The sequence below is a fragment of the Streptomyces sp. ISL-66 genome, from assembly GCF_018614135.1.
Lineage (GTDB): Bacteria > Actinomycetota > Actinomycetes > Streptomycetales > Streptomycetaceae > Streptomyces.
In genome coordinates this window covers 1-16,162 of the sequence record NZ_JAGGOW010000130.1, presented here as the reverse complement: position 1 = coordinate 16,162, position 16,162 = coordinate 1, and the positions used below count along the sequence as shown (strand labels likewise).

11 protein-coding genes are annotated in these 16,162 nt (G+C 71.7%); 4 read left to right on the top strand and 7 right to left on the bottom strand.

The window, feature by feature from the left end:
• Positions 1 to 43 precede the first annotated feature (43 nt).
• Complete coding sequence (locus J7E97_RS24430; RefSeq protein WP_215031097.1) at positions 44 to 952, top strand: DUF6397 family protein; 909 nt, start codon at positions 44 to 46, stop codon at positions 950 to 952.
• Here J7E97_RS24430 and J7E97_RS24425 read toward each other — a convergent pair.
• From J7E97_RS24425 to J7E97_RS24415, 3 genes are all read right to left on the bottom strand, one after another.
• A complete protein-coding gene (locus J7E97_RS24425; RefSeq protein WP_215031128.1) occupies positions 916 to 1,302 on the bottom strand; it encodes a YchJ family protein in 387 nt (128 codons plus the stop codon). The two genes, J7E97_RS24430 and J7E97_RS24425, sit on opposite strands and share 37 nt — an antisense overlap.
• A 52-nt stretch (positions 1,303 to 1,354) precedes the next feature.
• Positions 1,355 to 2,257, bottom strand: a complete 903-nt coding sequence (locus tag J7E97_RS24420; RefSeq protein ID WP_215031095.1) for an acyl-CoA thioesterase II — start codon at positions 2,255 to 2,257, stop codon at positions 1,355 to 1,357.
• A gap of 61 nt (positions 2,258 to 2,318) precedes the next feature.
• Positions 2,319 to 4,841, bottom strand: coding sequence for an RNA helicase (locus tag J7E97_RS24415; RefSeq protein ID WP_215031093.1), 2,523 nt, complete (start codon positions 4,839 to 4,841; stop codon positions 2,319 to 2,321).
• Positions 4,842 to 4,986: 145 nt separating this feature from the next.
• Between J7E97_RS24415 and J7E97_RS24410 the strand changes: the two genes are divergently transcribed.
• Complete coding sequence (locus J7E97_RS24410; RefSeq protein WP_215031090.1) at positions 4,987 to 5,778, top strand: metal-dependent hydrolase; 792 nt, start codon at positions 4,987 to 4,989, stop codon at positions 5,776 to 5,778.
• A gap of 59 nt (positions 5,779 to 5,837) precedes the next feature.
• Here the strand turns inward: J7E97_RS24410 and J7E97_RS24405 are convergent, their stop codons facing one another.
• From J7E97_RS24405 to J7E97_RS24390, 4 genes are all read right to left on the bottom strand, one after another.
• The gene (locus J7E97_RS24405; protein ID WP_215031087.1) at positions 5,838 to 7,619 is read right to left on the bottom strand and encodes an ABC transporter ATP-binding protein; all 1,782 of its coding nucleotides are present in this window, start codon (positions 7,617 to 7,619) and stop codon (positions 5,838 to 5,840) included.
• Entirely contained in the window at positions 7,616 to 9,523 is a 1,908-nt protein-coding gene (locus J7E97_RS24400; protein ID WP_215031084.1) for an ABC transporter ATP-binding protein, read from the bottom strand. Before J7E97_RS24400 ends, J7E97_RS24405 begins: the two co-directional genes overlap by 4 nt.
• A 112-nt stretch (positions 9,524 to 9,635) precedes the next feature.
• Entirely contained in the window at positions 9,636 to 12,572 is a 2,937-nt protein-coding gene (locus tag J7E97_RS24395) for an FAD-binding and (Fe-S)-binding domain-containing protein (protein ID WP_215031081.1), read from the bottom strand.
• Between the two features lie 73 nt (positions 12,573 to 12,645).
• Positions 12,646 to 13,116, bottom strand: coding sequence for a MarR family winged helix-turn-helix transcriptional regulator (locus J7E97_RS24390; RefSeq protein WP_215031077.1), 471 nt, complete (start codon positions 13,114 to 13,116; stop codon positions 12,646 to 12,648).
• Between the two features lie 107 nt (positions 13,117 to 13,223).
• Here J7E97_RS24390 and J7E97_RS24385 point away from each other — a divergent pair, with 107 nt between their 5' ends.
• Positions 13,224 to 15,167: an ABC transporter ATP-binding protein gene (locus J7E97_RS24385; RefSeq protein ID WP_251055071.1), complete on the top strand. Its 1,944-nt coding sequence runs from the start codon at positions 13,224 to 13,226 to the stop codon at positions 15,165 to 15,167.
• Positions 15,168 to 15,230: 63 nt separating this feature from the next.
• Positions 15,231 to 16,073 (top strand): endolytic transglycosylase MltG, encoded by an 843-nt coding sequence (mltG, locus tag J7E97_RS24380; RefSeq protein WP_215031074.1) that lies wholly within the window; start codon positions 15,231 to 15,233, stop codon positions 16,071 to 16,073.
• The last annotated feature ends 89 nt before the right edge of the window (positions 16,074 to 16,162 follow it).

Below are 16,162 nucleotides of genomic sequence, written 5' to 3'. Positions count from 1 at the left end.
ACGGTCTTCACACACAGTAATCACTTCTGGTGGGGAGAGTGTGATGACGCAAATGACGCAGGCGACGCAGACGACGCACGTGGCGCGGTCGGCCCAGTCGGTGCGGATGCCAGGGATGCCGCAGGCGACACCGCTGGTACAGATGGGCGCCCTGGCCTACCAGGCGCCCGCCGGTCGCGGGGAAGCGGTCGACGGGCTGGTGGGCGGCGGACAGGCCGCGGCGGAACTGCGGCTCAGCCGGAGCGAGTTCGCCCGCGCCGTCCAGTTGGGCGTCGTGCGTGCCGGTCCGCCGGCGCCGGGCGGGTCGGCCCGCTTCACCCGGACCGAGCTCGACCGGGTCCGCTCGGCCGAGGGGTTCCCGGACGCCCTGCGCGAGCGGGTGGAGACGCTGGCGGGGGCCGAGGCCACGGCGGCCGCCCTGGGGGTCGGCCCGAGCCGGTTCACCCGGCTCGCGCGCTGCGGGCACATCACCCCGGTGGGATACCGGATCAACCGGTACCGGGCGGTGGTGTGGCTCTATCTGGCCGTGGAGCTACGGGACTTCGCGGCCGACAAGCCCGAGATGCTGCGCGGGAGCGCCCCGGCGGCGGACCGGGAGCTGATGGCGGCCAAGGCCGATCTGCGCCCGCGGAAATGGCGCGAGCGGCACGTCGGGCTGCTGCTGAGACGAACCGCCGACCCTTGGGAGAGGGCGGCCGTGCTGGCCTCCGTACTCCCGGACGGGGACGTGCGCGAGACCGTGCCCGACCCCGCGGAGCGGATCCTCCTCGCGGCGCTGGCCCCACCCGTTCCCTACGGACATCCCCAGGTCCCGGCGGCCGCCGCCGTGGCCGAGCGGTTGCTGCGGGCGGAGCCGCCGGACGAGATCGCCTGGTACCGCACCAGTCTGGACTTCGCGCTGACCGGGGCCCGGGGTCAGCCGAAGTCGACGGGGGAGAGGGGGCCGACGTAGACCCATGCCCCGGCCTCGCGGGAAAAGCTGCTGTGCTCGTGCAGCGAGCCGGTGTGCCGGCCCTCGCGGTAGTGCGCACGGAACTCCACCGAGCCCTCCGTCTCGAACATCCCGCCGCGCTCGGTGGCCAGGATCTCCAGCCGCTCCCAGCGCTGGCGGGGGTCGAGGTCGAGCAGGTCCGGCCGCGTCGAAGGGTGCCAGGAGCGCAGCAGGTAGGCGGTGTCGCCGACGGCGAAGGCACTGAAGCGCGACCGCATCAGCAGCTCGGCGGTGGGTGCCTGCCGCTCACCGGAGTGAAAGCGGCCGCAGCACTCCGGATAGGCGGCGGGCAGCCCGCAAGGGCAGGGCAGGGCAGGGCCGGGGTGGGCATGGGCGCACTCATTCTTCGGGACGGAGGTCGGGCTACTGGGGGGAGACGGCCGGCGTGAAGGCCTTGGCGCCGTACGGGCGGAAGAGGCCCTCCTGGACCACCGACACCAGCAGCCTGCCCTCCAGGTCGTAGATCCGGCCGCGGGCCAGCCCCCGGCCGCCGTGCGCGATGGGCGACTCCTGGTCGTACAGGAACCACTCGTCGGCCCGGAACGGCCGGTGGAACCACATGGCGTGGTCGAGCGAGGCCATGTCGAAACCGCGCATGCCCCACAGGGGTTCCACGGGGATGCGCACGGCGTCGAGGAGGGTCATGTCACTGGCGTAGGTGAGGGCGCAGGTGTGCACGAGCGGGTCGTCGCCCAGCGGGCCGACGGCGCGCATCCACACCGCGCTGCGCGGATCGGCGTCCTTGAGCTCCTCGGGAGTCCACCGGAGCCGGTCCACGTACCGGATGTCGAAGGGCTGGCGGCGGGCCATCCGCTCCAGCGCCTCGGGCAGCGCGCCGAGGTGCTCGCGGATCTCGTCCACGACCTTCGGCAGCGTGTCCGGGTGCGGGAAGTCGAGGCGAGGAGGCAGCTGGTGCTCGATGCTGCCCTCCTCCGGGTGATGGAAGGAGGCGGTCAGGTTGAAGATGGTCTTGCCCTGCTGGACCGCGGTGACCCGGCGCGTGGTGAAGGAGCGCCCGTCGCGCACCCGCTCCACCTGGTACACGATCGGCACGCCGGGGATACCGGGACGCAGGAAGTACGCGTGGAGCGAGTGGACGGGGCGGTCGCTCTCGGTGGTGCGGCCGGCCGCCACCAGCGCCTGGCCGGCGACCTGGCCGCCGAAGACGCGCTGGAGGGACTCCTGGGGGCTCGCGCCCCGGAAGATGTTGACCTCGATCTGCTCCAGATCGAGCAGGTCGACCAGCCTCTCGGCGGGGTTCGTCATCAGAGGGTCTCCACTGTCGGGCCCGGCGGCCGTGCCGGCGCCGGTGGGTTGCGGGTGGGGGTCAGAGCTGGCCCAGCTCGCCGACCGAGGTGACGCGGATGACGGCCCGGCCCTCCTCGTCGGAGGCCGCGAGGTCGACCTCGGCGCTGATGCCCCAGCCATGGTCGCCGTTGGGGTCGGCGAAGGTCTGGCGGACGCGCCACAGGCCGTGCGCCGGGTCCTCCTCGATCTGGAGCAGCTTGGGGCCGCGCGCGTCCGGGCCGGTGCCCAGGTCGTCGTACTCGTCCCAGTAGCCGTCCAGGGCGTCGCCCCAGGCGTCCGCGTCCCAGCCGGCGTCGCCGTCCAGCTCGCCCAGCACGTTGACGTGGTCCAGGGCGGCCAGCTCCACCCGGCGGAACATGGCGTTGCGGACCAGGACGCGGAAGGCGCGGGAGTTCGCCGTGACCGGCTTGACCTGGTCGGCCTTCTCCTGGGCCTGCTCCGCCGTCTCCACCTCCGGGTTCGCCAGCTGCTCCCACTCGTCGAGCAGGCTGGAGTCGACTTGGCGGACGAGCTCGCCGAGCCAGGCGATCAGGTCCTGGAGGTCCTCGGACTTGAGGTCGTCGGGGATGGTGTGGTCCAGCGCCTTGAACGCGCTCGCCAGATAGCGGAGCACGATGCCCTCGGTACGGGCGAGTTCGTAGTACGAGGTGAACTCGGTGAAGGTCATCGCGCGTTCGTACATGTCGCGGATGATCGACTTCGGGGAGACCGGGTGGTCGCGGACCCACGGGTGGCTCTTGCTGTACACGTCGTAGGCGTGCAGGAGGAGCTCTTCGAGGGGCTTGGGATAGGTGATCTCCTGGAGCCGCTCCATCCGCTCCTCGTACTCGATCCCGTCGGCCTTCATCGCGCCCACGGCCATGCCGCGTTCCTTGTTCTGCTGGGCGGCCAGGATCTGGCGCGGGTCGTCCAGCGTGGACTCGACGACCGAGACCATGTCCAGTGCGTAGGAGGGGGACTCCGGGTCGAGCAGGTCGAAGGAGGCCAGCGCGAAGGTGGACAGCGGCTGGTTCAGCGCGAAGTCCTGCTGCAGGTCGACTGTCAGGCGGATCGAGCGGCCCTCGGCGTCGGGGGTGTCGAGCTTCTCGATGACCCCGCCGTCCAGCAGCGAGCGGTAGATGGCGAGGGCCCGGCGGATGTGCCGCAGCTGGGCCTTGCGCGGCTCGTGGTTGTCCTCCAGCAGGTGGCGCATCGCCTGGAAGGCGTCGCCGGGCCGCGCGATGACCGACAGGAGCATGATGTTGGTGACCTTGAAGCGCGAGGTCAGCGGCTCCGGGTCGGCGGCGATGAGCTTCTCGAAGGTGGTGTCCGACCAGGCCACGAAGCCTTCGGGGGCCTTCTTGCGGACCACCTTGCGGCGCTTCTTCGGGTCGTCGCCCGCCTTCGCCAGGGCCTTCTCGTTCTCGATGACGTGCTCGGGCGCCTGGGCCACCACATAGCCGGCCGTGTCGAAGCCGGCCCGGCCGGCGCGGCCGGCGATCTGGTGGAACTCGCGGGCGCGCAGCGTGCGGACGCGAGTGCCGTCGTACTTGGTGAGTGCCGTGAACAGCACCGTGCGGATCGGCACGTTGACGCCGACGCCGAGGGTGTCGGTGCCGCAGATGACCTTCAGCAGACCGGCCTGGGCCAGCTTCTCCACCAGGCGGCGGTACTTGGGCAGCATGCCCGCGTGGTGCACGCCGATGCCGTGGCGGACGTAACGGGAGAGGTTCTGGCCGAACTTGGTGGTGAAGCGGAAGTTGCCGATCAGCTCGGCGATCTTGTCCTTCTCTTCGCGGGTACACATGTTGATGCTCATCAGCGACTGCGCCCGCTCGACCGCCTGGGCCTGAGTGAAGTGCACGATGTAGACCGGCGACTGGCGGGTCTCCAGCAGCTCGGTGATGGTGTCGGTGATCGGCGTCGTGACGTACTCGTACGACAGCGGGACGGGCCGCGTCGCGGAGCGGACCATCGAGGTGGGCCGTCCGGTGCGCCGGGTCAGGTCCTCCTCGAACCGCTTCATGTCGCCGAGGGTCGCGGACATCAGGACGAACTGCGCCTGCGGAAGCTCCAGGATCGGGATCTGCCAGGCCCAGCCGCGGTCCGACTCCGCGTAGAAGTGGAACTCGTCCATCACGACCTGGCCGATGTCGGCGTACTTGCCGTCGCGCAGCGCGATCGAGGCCAGCACCTCGGCGGTGCAGCAGATCACCGGGGCGTCCGCGTTCACGGAGGCGTCGCCGGTCAGCATGCCGACGTTCTCGGTGCCGAAGAGCTTGCACAGGTCGAAGAACTTCTCCGAGACCAGCGCCTTGATCGGGGCGGTGTAGAAGGTGACCTTGTCCTGGGCCAGCGCCGTGAAGTGCGCGCCGGCCGCGACCAGGCTCTTGCCGGAGCCGGTCGGGGTGGAGAGGATCACGTTCGCGCCGGAGACGACCTCGATCAGCGCCTCCTCCTGAGCCGGGTACAGGGTGATGCCCTGGCCCTCCGCCCACGAGGAGAAAGCCTCGAAGAGGGCATCGGGGTCGGCGTTCGGCGGGAGCTGATCAATGAGGGTCACACCCCCCATCTTGCCTGGCTTCCCCCCGGATGAGGGAACCGGCGGACGGGAGGAAGATCATCGACGGTACGCTGTGCCGTCGACGAGGCCCGAACGACACCGTCAACGGGGCCCGACCAGCACACAACCGGGGCGGGGAACGACCATGATGGGTCCGGCGCACTCACTGTCGGGGGCAGCGGCCTGGCTGGGGGTGGGTGCGGCGGCGGCCGCCGCCGGGCATCCGATGCCCTGGCCGGTCCTGGTCGTCGGAGCGCTCATCTGCTCCGGAGCGGCCCTCGCTCCCGACCTCGACCACAAGTCGGCGACGATCTCCCGCGCCTTCGGTCCGCTCTCCCGGGGACTGTGCGAGGTCGTGGACAAGATCTCCTACGCGGTCTACAAGGCGACCAGGGCCCCGCGCGACGCCCGCCGCACCGGCGGTCACCGCACCTTGACCCACACGTGGGTCTGGGCCGTCCTGATCGGCGCGGGCTCCTCCGCGCTCGCCGTCACCGCCGACCGCTGGGGCGTGCTCGCCCTCCTCTTCGTCCACCTGGTCCTCGCCGTCGAAGGCCTGCTGTGGCGGGCCGCCCGGATGTCCAGCGACGTCCTGGTCTGGCTGCTCGGCGCGACCAGCGCCTGGATACTGGCCGGTGTGCTCGACCAGCCCGGCAACGGCTCCGGCTGGCTCTTCACCGGCCCCGGCCAGGAGTACCTGTGGCTCGGCCTGCCGATCGTGCTCGGCGCCCTGGTCCACGACATCGGCGACGCCCTGACCGTCTCCGGTTGCCCGGTCCTGTGGCCCATCCCCATCGCGGGCAAGCGCTGGTACCCGATCGGCCCGCCGAAGATGATGCGCTTCCGCGCCGGCAGCTGGGTGGAGCTCAAGGTCCTCATGCCGGTGTTCATGCTGCTCGGCGGCGTCGGCGGGGCCTCCGCCCTCGGGTTCATCTGAGCCGCGCGCCCCGTCGTAGGCCCGGGGGCCGGACGCGCGGCGGCGTGCCGCGGTACGGATCAGCCGTGCCAGGAGCGCCACAGGGCCGCGTACGCGCCGTCGGCCGCGACCAGGGCGTCGTGCGAGCCCAGCTCGCTGATCCGGCCGCCTTCGACCACCGCGATCACGTCCGCGTCGTGCGCGGTGTGCAGCCGGTGCGCGATCGCGATCACCGTGCGGCCTTCCAGCACCCGGGCCAGCGACCGCTCCAGGTGCCGCGCCGCGCGCGGGTCCAGCAGCGAGGTCGCCTCGTCCAGCACCAGCGTGTGCGGGTCGGCCAGCACCAGACGGGCCAGCGCGATCTGCTGCGCCTGCGCCGGAGTCAGCGCGGCGGCGCCCGAGCCGACCTCGGTGTCCAGGCCGGCGTCCAGCGCCCGCGCCCAGCCTTCCGCGTCGACCGCCCCGAGGGCCTCCCACAGCTCGGTGTCGCAGGCCCCGGTGCGTGCAAGGCGCAGGTTGTCGCGCAGCGAACCCACGAACACGTGGTGCTCCTGGTTGACCAGGGCCACGTGCTCGCGCACCCGCTCCGCCGGCATCTTCGACAGCCGAGCCCCGCCCAGGGTGATCTCGCCGGTCCTCGGCGCGTAGATGCCGGCGAGCAGCCGGCCCAGCGTGGACTTGCCCGCGCCCGAGGGCCCGACCAGGGCCATCCGGGTGCCCGGCGGCACCGTCATCGATACCTCGTGCAGGACGTCGACGCCCTCGCGGTAGCCGAAGTGCACCTGGTCCGCGCGGACGTCGCGCCCGTCCGGGGAGACGGCCGCGTCCCCCGCGTCCGGCTCGATCTCCCGTACGCCCACCAGCCGGGCCAGTGAGACCTGGGCGATCTGCAGTTCGTCGTACCAGCGCAGGATCAGCCCGATCGGATCGACCATCATCTGTGCCAGCAGCGCGCCCGTGGTCAGCTGCCCCACCGACATCCACCCGTGGATCACGCAGTACCCGCCGATCATCAGCACCGAGCCGAGGATCGTCACGTACGTGACGTTGACGACCGGGAAGAGGACCGTCCGCAGGAACAGCGTGTACCGCTCCCAGGCCGTCCACTCCTTGATCCGCCGTTCCGACAGCCCGATCCGGCGCCCGCCGAGGCGGTGCGCCTCGATGGTGCGGCCCGCGTCCACCGTCTCGGTGAGCACGGCCGCGACCGCCGCGTAGCCGGCCGCCTCGGAACGGTAGGCCCGGGGCGCCCGCTTGAAGTACCAGCGGCAGCCGATCACCAGTACGGGCAGCGCCACCAGCGCGGCCAGCGCCAGCTGCGGCGCGGTCACGGCGAGCGCCCCGTAGAGCAGGCTCGCCCACACCACGCCGATGGCCAGCTGCGGTACGGCTTCGCGCATCGCGTTGGCCAGCCGGTCGATGTCGGTGGTGATCCGCGACAGCAGGTCGCCGGTTCCGGCACGTTCCAGCACGCCCGGCGGCAGGCCCACCGACCGCACGAGGAAGTCCTCGCGCAGATCGGCCAGCATCTCCTCGCCGAGCATCGCCCCGCGCAGCCGGACCAGCCGGACGAACAGCGTCTGGACGCCGAGGGCCAGCGCGAACAGCAGTCCCACGCGCCCCAGGTGGAGTTCGCGCGCCCCTTCGGTGAGCTGGTCCACGACCTGGCCCAGCAGGTACGGGCCTACCATGGAGGCGATCACCGCGACCGTGTTGACCGCCACGAGCACCACGAAGGCCCGCCGGTGGCGGCGGAACAGGCCGCGCACGTAGCCCCGTACGGTCGCCGACGAGCCCACGGGCAGGGTCGCGGCCGTTTCGGGGGCCGCCGGATCGTATTGCGGCGGCGCCACGCCGATCATGCGGATTCCTCGATCTCTGTGAGTACGGACTCGGTCCGTCCGGAGTCGCCCAGTACGGAGTCGGCCCGTAGGGGCTCGGTCCGTCCGGTTTGCCTGTGCGAGAGCCGCTGTTCGTCCTCGGTCTCGCGGGTGACGACCGCGCGGTAGCGCGGATCGCCGTGCAGCAGCTCGCGGTGCGTACCGCTCGCCGCCACCGTGCCCTCGTGGATCAGTACGACCCGGTCGGCGCGGTCCAGCAGCAGCGGCGAGGACGCCAGTACCACCGTCGTGCGCCCGGCACGCAGCTGCGCGATCCCGTCCGCGATCCGCGCCTCGGTGTGCGAGTCGACCGCCGAGGTCGGCTCGTCCAGCACCAGCACCTCCGGGTCGGTGACCAGCGACCGCGCCAGCGCGAGCCGCTGGCGCTGCCCGCCGGACAGCGACCGCCCGCGCTCGGTGATCCGGGAGTCCATCGGGTCGCTCACCCCGTCCGGAGCGGACTGCAGCAGCGCGTCCAGCACGTCCGCGCACTGGGCCGCCTCCAGCGCCGCCGACGGCGTGACCATCCCGGAGGCCGGTACGTCGAACAGCTCGCGCAGCGTCCCCGACAGCAGCACCGGATCCTTGTCCTGTACCAGGACCAGCGTGCGCGCGGTGTCCAGCGCGAGCCCGTCCAGCGCGACCCCGCCCAGCAGTACGCAGGGCCCGGCACCGTCGTCCATCGGATGGCCGCCGAGGCGTTCGGCGAGCCGTCCCGCCAGGTCGGGGTCGCCGCACACCACGGCGGTGAACCGGCCCGACGCGGCCAGCAGGCCGGTCTCCGGGTCGTACAGGTCACCGCCCGGAGCGGGCGCGCGCGAAGCATCCGCGACGACCGCCCGGTCCGCGTCCCCGCTCGCCGCGGCCTCGGCGGCGGCCGCCTCGGCGTCCGTGCGGCTCAGCGACAGCACCCGGGCGGCCCGCTTGGCGGAGGGACGCGAGAAGGAGTAGGCCATCGCGATCTCTTCGAAGTGCCTCAAGGGGTAGAGCATGGTCGCCACCGCGCTGAAGGCCGCGACGAGTTCACCGACCGCGAGCCGGTCGTCCAGCACGAGCGCCGACCCGTACCAGACCACCGTGATCAGCAGCACGCCCGGCAGCAGCACCTGGATCGCGGAAATCAGGGCCCACATCCGGGCACTGCGCACCGCCGCCTTGCGGACTTCCTGCGAGGCCTCGCGGTAGCGGCTGAGGAACAGCTCCTCGCCGCCGATGCCGCGCAGCACGCGCAGTCCCGCCACCGTGTCGGAGGCCAGCTCGGTGGCCTTGCCCGCCTTCTCCCGCTGGACGTCGGCGCGTTGGGTGGCGCGCGGCAGTAGCGGCAGGACGGCCAGGGCGAGCACCGGCATGCCGATGGCCACGACCACGCCGATGGCGGGGGCGTAGAAGAGCAGGGCGACGCATCCGATGACGAGGGTGAGGGCGGCCGCCAGGAAGCGGGAGACCGCTTCGACGAACCATCCGATCTTCTCCACGTCGCCCGTGCTGACCGCCACCACTTCGCCCGCGGCGACCCGCCGGGTGAGGGCGGCGCCCAGCTCGGCGGTCTTGCGGGCGAGCAGCTGCTGGACCCGTGCGGCGGCGGTGATCCAGTTGGTGACGGCCGTCCGGTGCAGCATCGCGTCACCGAGCGAGATCGCGACGCCGAGCAGCGCGATCAGGCCGCCCACCCACAGCAGCCGGGTCCCGTCGCGGTCGACGACGGCGTCGACGCCGAGGCCGACCGCGTACGGCAGGCCGGCCACGCCGCAGAAGTGGAGCATTCCCCAGCTCAGGCTTTTGGCCTGTCCACCGAGTTGGCCGCGCCCCAGCCACCAGAGGAAGCGGGGGCCGGAGCGAGCGTCGGGTACCCCTGGGTCCGGATACGGAAGATCGCTGATCTGCATGACGCCCCATGACTGGTCGAGTGGTTCAAACCGTGCAAGGTTCGCGTTCCGCATCGGTCGGGGGCAATCGATTTTCCGTTGGCCAAGGCATTCACCGGCCGGTTTCGCGGGCTCAGGGGCGCGTGGCGCGCTCCAGTTCCAGGAGCGCCGAGTAGTAGTTCCGGCCGGTGGCCCGGTCCATCCCCACCTCGCACATCCGGTTCGCCGACAGGTGCGCGTCGAACTCCCGCGCCGTCACCTCGGCCGCCTCCCGGGCCGTCGCCGACTCCGTCAGTTCCGGGTGCAGCATCCCGCGGTCGCCCGCGAAGGCGCAGCACCCCGTGTCGTACGGGACGACCACTGCGTCCGCACAGGCCTCGGCCACCGCCCGCAGCTGCGCCTCGTCGCCCAAGTGCCGCATCGAGCAGGTCGGGTGGAGCACCGCCGAGCCGACCGTGCGCCGGATCTCCAGGCGCGGCAGCAGCTCCTCGGCGGCCCAGACGATGGAATCGACGATGCGCAGCTCGGCGTGGAGCGCCCGGTTGTCGTCGGTCAGGTACGGGACCACCTCGTGCGAGATGCCCAGGGTGCAGGAGGAGGCGTCGACCACGAGCGGCAGCCGCCCACCGGCCGTCCAGCCCCAGGCGGCGGCCACGATCCGGTTGGCCATCACGTGGTTTCCTGCGACGTACCCCTTGGAGTGCCAGATGGTCGCGCAGCAGGTGCCCGTCACGTCCCGGGGGATCCACACCGGTTTCCCGGCCCGCTCGGACACCGCGACGACGGCCTCCGGGAGGGAGGGGCCGGGCTCGGCGTCGGGGCCGCCGAAGATCCGGTTGACGCAGGCCGGGTAGTACACGGCGGTGGCGCCCACCCGCCGGGTCGCGGGGAGCCTCCGGGCCGCGGCGCCGGGGACCTGCGGCAGCCACCGCGGGACCAGGTCCGGTCCTACGGCCCTGCGCGCGGCCCCCGTCACGGCCTCCAGCAGGCGGTCCCCGACGACATCGGTGATCTTGTCGGCGGCGGCCACGGCCAGCCGGGCGGCCGCTTCGACCGTCCCGAACCGCCGGGCCGCCGAGGCGGCGGTGCGCTCCTCGCGCGCGCTGTGCCGGCGGTGGCGGAAGTCCTTCATGAGGGCGCCGGTGTCGATGCCGACGGGGCAGGCGAGTTTGCAGGTGGAGTCGCCGGCGCAGGTGTCCACGGCGTCGTAGCCGTAGGAGTCGAGCAGAGCGCCGAGGACGGGCGAGCCCGGCTGCTGGCGCATCATCTCGCGGCGCAGCACGATCCGCTGTCGCGGCGTGGTCGTGAGGTCCTTGCTGGGGCAGGTCGGTTCGCAGAACCCGCACTCGATGCAGGGGTCGGCCACGGCCTCCACCCGCGGAATCGTCTTCAGGCCGCGCAAGTGCGCCTGCGGGTCGCGGTCGAGGAGGATCCGGGGGGCGAGCACCAGATCGGGGTCGAGCACCCGCTTGGTGCGCCACATCATCTCGGTGGCCCGGGGACCCCATTCCAGTTCCAGGAAGGGGGCCATGTTGCGGCCGGTGGAGTGCTCGGCCTTCAGGGAGCCGTCGAAGCGCTCCACGGTGAGCCGGCAGAAGGCGTCCATGAAGGCGGCGTACCGCTCGACGTCGGCGGGCTCGGCGGCGTCGAAGGCGAGCAGGAAGTGCAGGTTCCCGTGGGCGGCGTGGCCCGCGACGGCGGCGTCGAAACCGTGCTCCGCCTGCAGTGCGAGCAGGGCCTCGCAGGCCTCGGCCAGCCGGGAGGGAGGAACGGCGAAGTCCTCGGTGATCAGGGTGGTGCCCCAGGCGCGGGCCCCGCCGACGGCGGTGACGAAGGCCTTGCGGGCCTTCCAGTACCCGGAGATGGTCTTCGCGTCGTGGGTGAAGGCGTTGGTCACCGAGGCAACGGGCGCGACCAGGTCCAGTCCGGCCAGCACCTCGGCGGCGCGCCGCTCGTACCGCGCGCGGCCCGCCTCGTCGGGGGCGCGGAACTCGACCAGCAGGGCGGTGGTGTCCTTGGGCAGCTCCGCCCAGTCGGCTGGCACGCCCTCGACGGCCACCGAGGCGCGCAGGGTGTTGCCGTCCATCAGCTCGACGGCCAGGGCGCCGGCACGGTTGAAGAGCGGCACGGCGGCGGCCGCGGCGGGCAGCGAGGGGAAGAAGAGCAGGGCGCTGGTGAGTTCGCGGTCCAGCGGCAGGGTGTCGAAGACGACCTCGGAAATGAAGCCCAGGGTGCCTTCGGAGCCGACCATGAGCCCGCGCAGGATCTCGACGGGAGTGGCGCCGTCGAGGTAGGAGTCGAGGCGGTAGCCGGTGGTGTTCTTGATCTCGTACTTGGCCCGGATGCGGGCGACGAGCCGCGGGTCGGCCTCGATCTCCTTCTTGATCTCCATCAGGCCGTGGCACAGCGCGGGCTCGGCGTGCGCCAGCTCCTCGTCGGCGCGCGGGTCGGCGGTGTCCACGACGGTCCCGCTCGGCAGGACGAAGGTGAGGGAGGCCAGGGTGCGGTACGAGTTCCGCGTGGTCCCCGCCGTCATGCCGGAGGCGTTGTTCGCGACGACTCCGCCGAGGGTGCACGCGATGGCGCTGGCCGGGTCGGGGCCGAGGACGCGGCCGTGGCGGGCTAGGGCGGCATTGGCCCGCAGGACTGTGGTGCCGGGCTGGATCCGGGCGCGCAGGCCCCCGTCCAGGACCTCGACGCCGGCCCAGTGGCGGCGGACGTCGACCAGGATGTCCTCGCCCTGGGCCTGGCCGTTGAGCGAGGTGCCGGCGGCGCGGAAGACCACCTCGCGCTGCTTGCCGTGGGCGTAGGAGAGGACGGCGGAGACGTCGTCGATGTCCTCGGCGACCACGACGACCTGCGGCACGAACCGGTAGGGGGAGGCGTCCGAGGCGTACCGGACCAGGTCGGAGATCTTCCAGAGCACCTTGTCGGCGCCCAGCAGCTCGGTCAGCTCGCGGCGCAGCGCCTCGGGCGTTCCGGTGGCCCGACGGTCGGGCACCCGGTCGGGGGCGGGGCCGCTGATGCTGCGCGGGCGCAGGGCCCCCGGCTTCGGTTCCAGCAGCGGCATGGCAACCCCTCAACTCGCTCGACTCACTCGTTCGGCGCAGTCGCGGCTGTCTCTCGGCCGGCCCGTCGCCCGGTCAGCAGTGCAGCTCCGGCGGGGCGTCCGCCAGGGCGTTCAGCAGGCCGCCGAGCACTTCGCGCTGATCGGCGGTCAATGGAGCAAGGATCTCCTCCGCGGCATCGGTTCGCGCGTTGCGCAGGCGGCGCAGCGTGGCGCGGCCGGTGTCGGTGAGCTCGATCCTTATGACGCGCCGGTTCGCCGGGTCGGGCACGCGGCGCACGCAGTCGGCGGATTCCAGGCCGTCGACCAGCGTGGTGACGGCGCGGGGGACGACCTCCAGGCGTGCGGCCAGATCCGCCATCCGGGGCGGCTGCCCGGTGGCGAGGTGCGCGACCGTGCGCAGCAGCCGGGACTGGGCGGGCGTGATCCCGAGCGGCTCGAGATGGCGCTTCTGGATGCGGTGGAGCCGCCGGGTCAGGCGGAGCAGCTGCTCGGCGAGAACGCTGTCCGTGGTGTCGGGGGTGTCGGTCTCGGAAGCGGTGCTCATGCTGCGGTCCTCATAATGGGAACAGTATCAGGACGACATTCATTGTGAGTATAGGTAACAATGAGCTATGCTCGGGTGAGTCTCGTCATCTGTTATGAAGGAGGCCCATGCGCCCCAAGGAACCCGAGTGGACCCCGTCGAAAGAATCCCTCGACCCGAGCGGTCCCAGCCCCGCTGAGCGGCCGCGCGAGCTGCGCCGCATCGTGGGCCTCTTCCGGCCCTACCGCGGCCGCCTCGCCGTCGTCGGCGTGCTGGTGGCCGCCTCCTCGCTGGTCGGCGTCGCCTCGCCGTTCCTGCTCAAGGCGATCCTCGACGTCGCGATCCCGCAGGGCCGCACCGGGCTGCTCAGCCTGCTCGCCCTCGGCATGATCGCCACCGCGGTCGTCACCAGCATCTTCGGCGTGCTCCAGACCCTGATATCCACGACCGTCGGCCAGCGCGTCATGCACGATCTGCGCGCCGCCGTCTACGCACAGCTCCAGCGGATGCCGCTGGCCTTCTTCACCCGGACGCGGACCGGCGAGGTGCAGTCCCGCATCGCCAATGACATCGGCGGCATGCAGGCGACGGTCACCTCCACGGCCACCTCCCTCGTCTCGAACGCGACGGCCGTCATCGCCTCCGTCGTCGCGATGCTCGCGCTCGACTGGCGGCTCACGCTCGTCTCGCTGCTCCTGCTGCCCGTCTTCGTGTGGATCAGCCGCCGCGTCGGCAGCGAGCGCAAGAAGATCACCGCGCAGCGGCAGAAGCAGATGGCCACGATGGCCGCGACGGTCACCGAGTCCCTGTCGGTCAGTGGCATCCTGCTCGGCCGCACGATGGGCCGCGCCGATTCGCTCACCACCTCCTTCGCCGAGGAGTCCGAGAAGCTCGTCGACCTCGAGGTGCGCTCCAGCATGGCCGGGCGCTGGCGGATGTCCACCATCGGCATCGTCATGGCCGCCATGCCCGCGCTCATCTACTGGGCCGCCGGCATCGCCCTGCAGACCGGTGCGCCCTCGCTCTCGGTCGGCACCCTGGTCGCCTTCGTCACCCTCCAGCAGGGCCTGTTCCGGCCCGCCGTGAGCCTGCTGTCGACCGGCGTCCAGATCCAGACCTCCCTCGCGCTGTTCGCCCGCATCTTCGAGTACCTCGACCTGCCGGTGGACATCACCGAGCGCGAGGACGCCGTCCGCCTCGACCGCGCCCGGGGCGAGGTCCGGCTGGAGGACGTCCACTTCGCGTACGACACCAAGAGCGGCCCGACGCTGACCGGCATCGACATCACCGTCCCCGCCGGGGGGTCCCTCGCCGTGGTCGGCCCGACCGGATCCGGCAAGAGCACCCTGAGCTACCTCGTCCCCCGGCTCTACGACGTCACCGGCGGCCGCGTCGCCCTCGACGGGGTCGATGTGCGCGACCTCGACTTCGACTCGCTGGCCCGCTCCATAGGCGTCGTCTCCCAGGAGACCTACCTCTTCCACGCCTCCGTCGCCGACAACCTGCGCTTCGCCAAGCCGGACGCCACCGACGAGGAGATAGTGGAGGCGGCCCGCGCGGCCCAGATCCACGAGCACATCGCGTCCCTGCCCGACGGGTACGACACCCTGGTGGGCGAGCGTGGCTACCGCTTCTCCGGCGGTGAGAAGCAGCGCCTGGCCATCGCCCGCACCATCCTGCGCGACCCTCCGGTGCTGATCCTCGACGAGGCGACCAGCGCCCTGGACACCCGCACCGAGCACGCCGTGCAGCGTGCCATCGACAACCTTTCGCAGGGCCGCACCACCATCACCATCGCCCACCGGCTCTCCACCGTCCGCGACGCCGACCAGATCGTGGTGCTCGACGCCGGCCGGATCGCCGAGCGGGGGACCCACGAGGAACTGCTGGCGGCCGACGGCCGGTACGCCGCTCTCGTCCGGCGCGACCGCGAGACGGCACTCAAGCCGCAGGGCGCACTCACGGCGGAGGGCGCGCCGGAGTCGGAGCGCATCGCGGCGGGGAACCTCAAGGTGGGGACCTTCAAGCCGGAGAAGCTGTGCGGGGCCGAGCCGACCCCGGTGAATGTGTGATCGTATGACCGGCACGCGGGTCGGATGTCGGAAATCGGATGGTTCACGGGTTAGCGTTCCCGCATGCCCCAAGAGAACCGGCCGCCGTCACCGCGCCGTTCCCGGCTCACCCGCCGGGGTCGGCTGGCGCTCTTCCTCGGCACGTTCCTCGGGCTCGGGGCAGCCGTCCTGATCCCGCTGCTGCCCGGTAAGGAAGCGGCGCCCGAGAAGCCGCGCCAGTTGCTGATCCCCGAGGGCTGGCGGGCCCCGCAGGTCTACGCCGCCATCGATCGCGAGCTCAACGTCCCCGCCGGCTCCACCAAGGCGGCCGCCGCGACGGCCGCACTGCCCCTGCCCGCGGAGGCCAAGGGCAATCCGGAGGGATACCTCTTCCCGGCCACGTATCCGGTGACATCCGAGTCCACTCCGGCCACGCTGCTCACGTACATGGTCGAGACGGCCAACAAGAAGCTCGCGACCAAAGCCGTCTCGGACGGCGGCAAGGTCCACGGGATGACCCCGTACCAGACGGCCACCCTCGCCAGCATCATCGAGGCGGAGGCCCACACCCGGGCGGACATGGGCAAAGTGGCCCGCGTGGTGCACAACCGGCTGGCGAAGTCGATGCCGCTCCAGATGGACTCCACCATCAACTACGCGTTGAACCGCTCCACGGTGGACACCAAGCTGAGCGAGACCAAGATCGACAGCCCCTTCAACACGTACGAGCGCCAAGGCCTGCCGCCCACGCCGATCGACAACCCCGGCCTGGAAGCCATGGCGGCCGCCGTCGCCCCGACCCCCGGCGACTGGCTGTTCTTCGTCACCGTGACGCAGGGCGACACCCGCTTCTCGGCGACCTACGAGGAACACAAACGCCACGTGGCCGAGTTCAACCGCCTCCGCGCAACCTCCAAGAGGACCTGACGCGGCACTAGGTCCTGTTTGGAGTTCAGATCATGGGTGTGGTGCGATGCTGCGGAGCCAGAGCATCGCACCACACAGATGCAGGCCGG

Coding starts and splice junctions, on each gene's coding strand:
- J7E97_RS24430 (WP_215031097.1), top strand. CDS start 44: ATGACGCAAATGACGCAGGCGACGCAGACGACGCACGTGGCGCGGTCG.
- J7E97_RS24420 (WP_215031095.1), bottom strand. CDS start 2,257: ATGACGAACCCCGCCGAGAGGCTGGTCGACCTGCTCGATCTGGAGCAG.
- J7E97_RS24410 (WP_215031090.1), top strand. CDS start 4,987: ATGATGGGTCCGGCGCACTCACTGTCGGGGGCAGCGGCCTGGCTGGGG.
- J7E97_RS24405 (WP_215031087.1), bottom strand. CDS start 7,619: ATGATCGGCGTGGCGCCGCCGCAATACGATCCGGCGGCCCCCGAAACG.
- J7E97_RS24400 (WP_215031084.1), bottom strand. CDS start 9,523: ATGCAGATCAGCGATCTTCCGTATCCGGACCCAGGGGTACCCGACGCT.
- J7E97_RS24395 (WP_215031081.1), bottom strand. CDS start 12,572: ATGCCGCTGCTGGAACCGAAGCCGGGGGCCCTGCGCCCGCGCAGCATC.
- J7E97_RS24390 (WP_215031077.1), bottom strand. CDS start 13,116: ATGAGCACCGCTTCCGAGACCGACACCCCCGACACCACGGACAGCGTT.
- J7E97_RS24385 (WP_251055071.1), top strand. CDS start 13,224: ATGCGCCCCAAGGAACCCGAGTGGACCCCGTCGAAAGAATCCCTCGAC.
- mltG (WP_215031074.1), top strand. CDS start 15,231: ATGCCCCAAGAGAACCGGCCGCCGTCACCGCGCCGTTCCCGGCTCACC.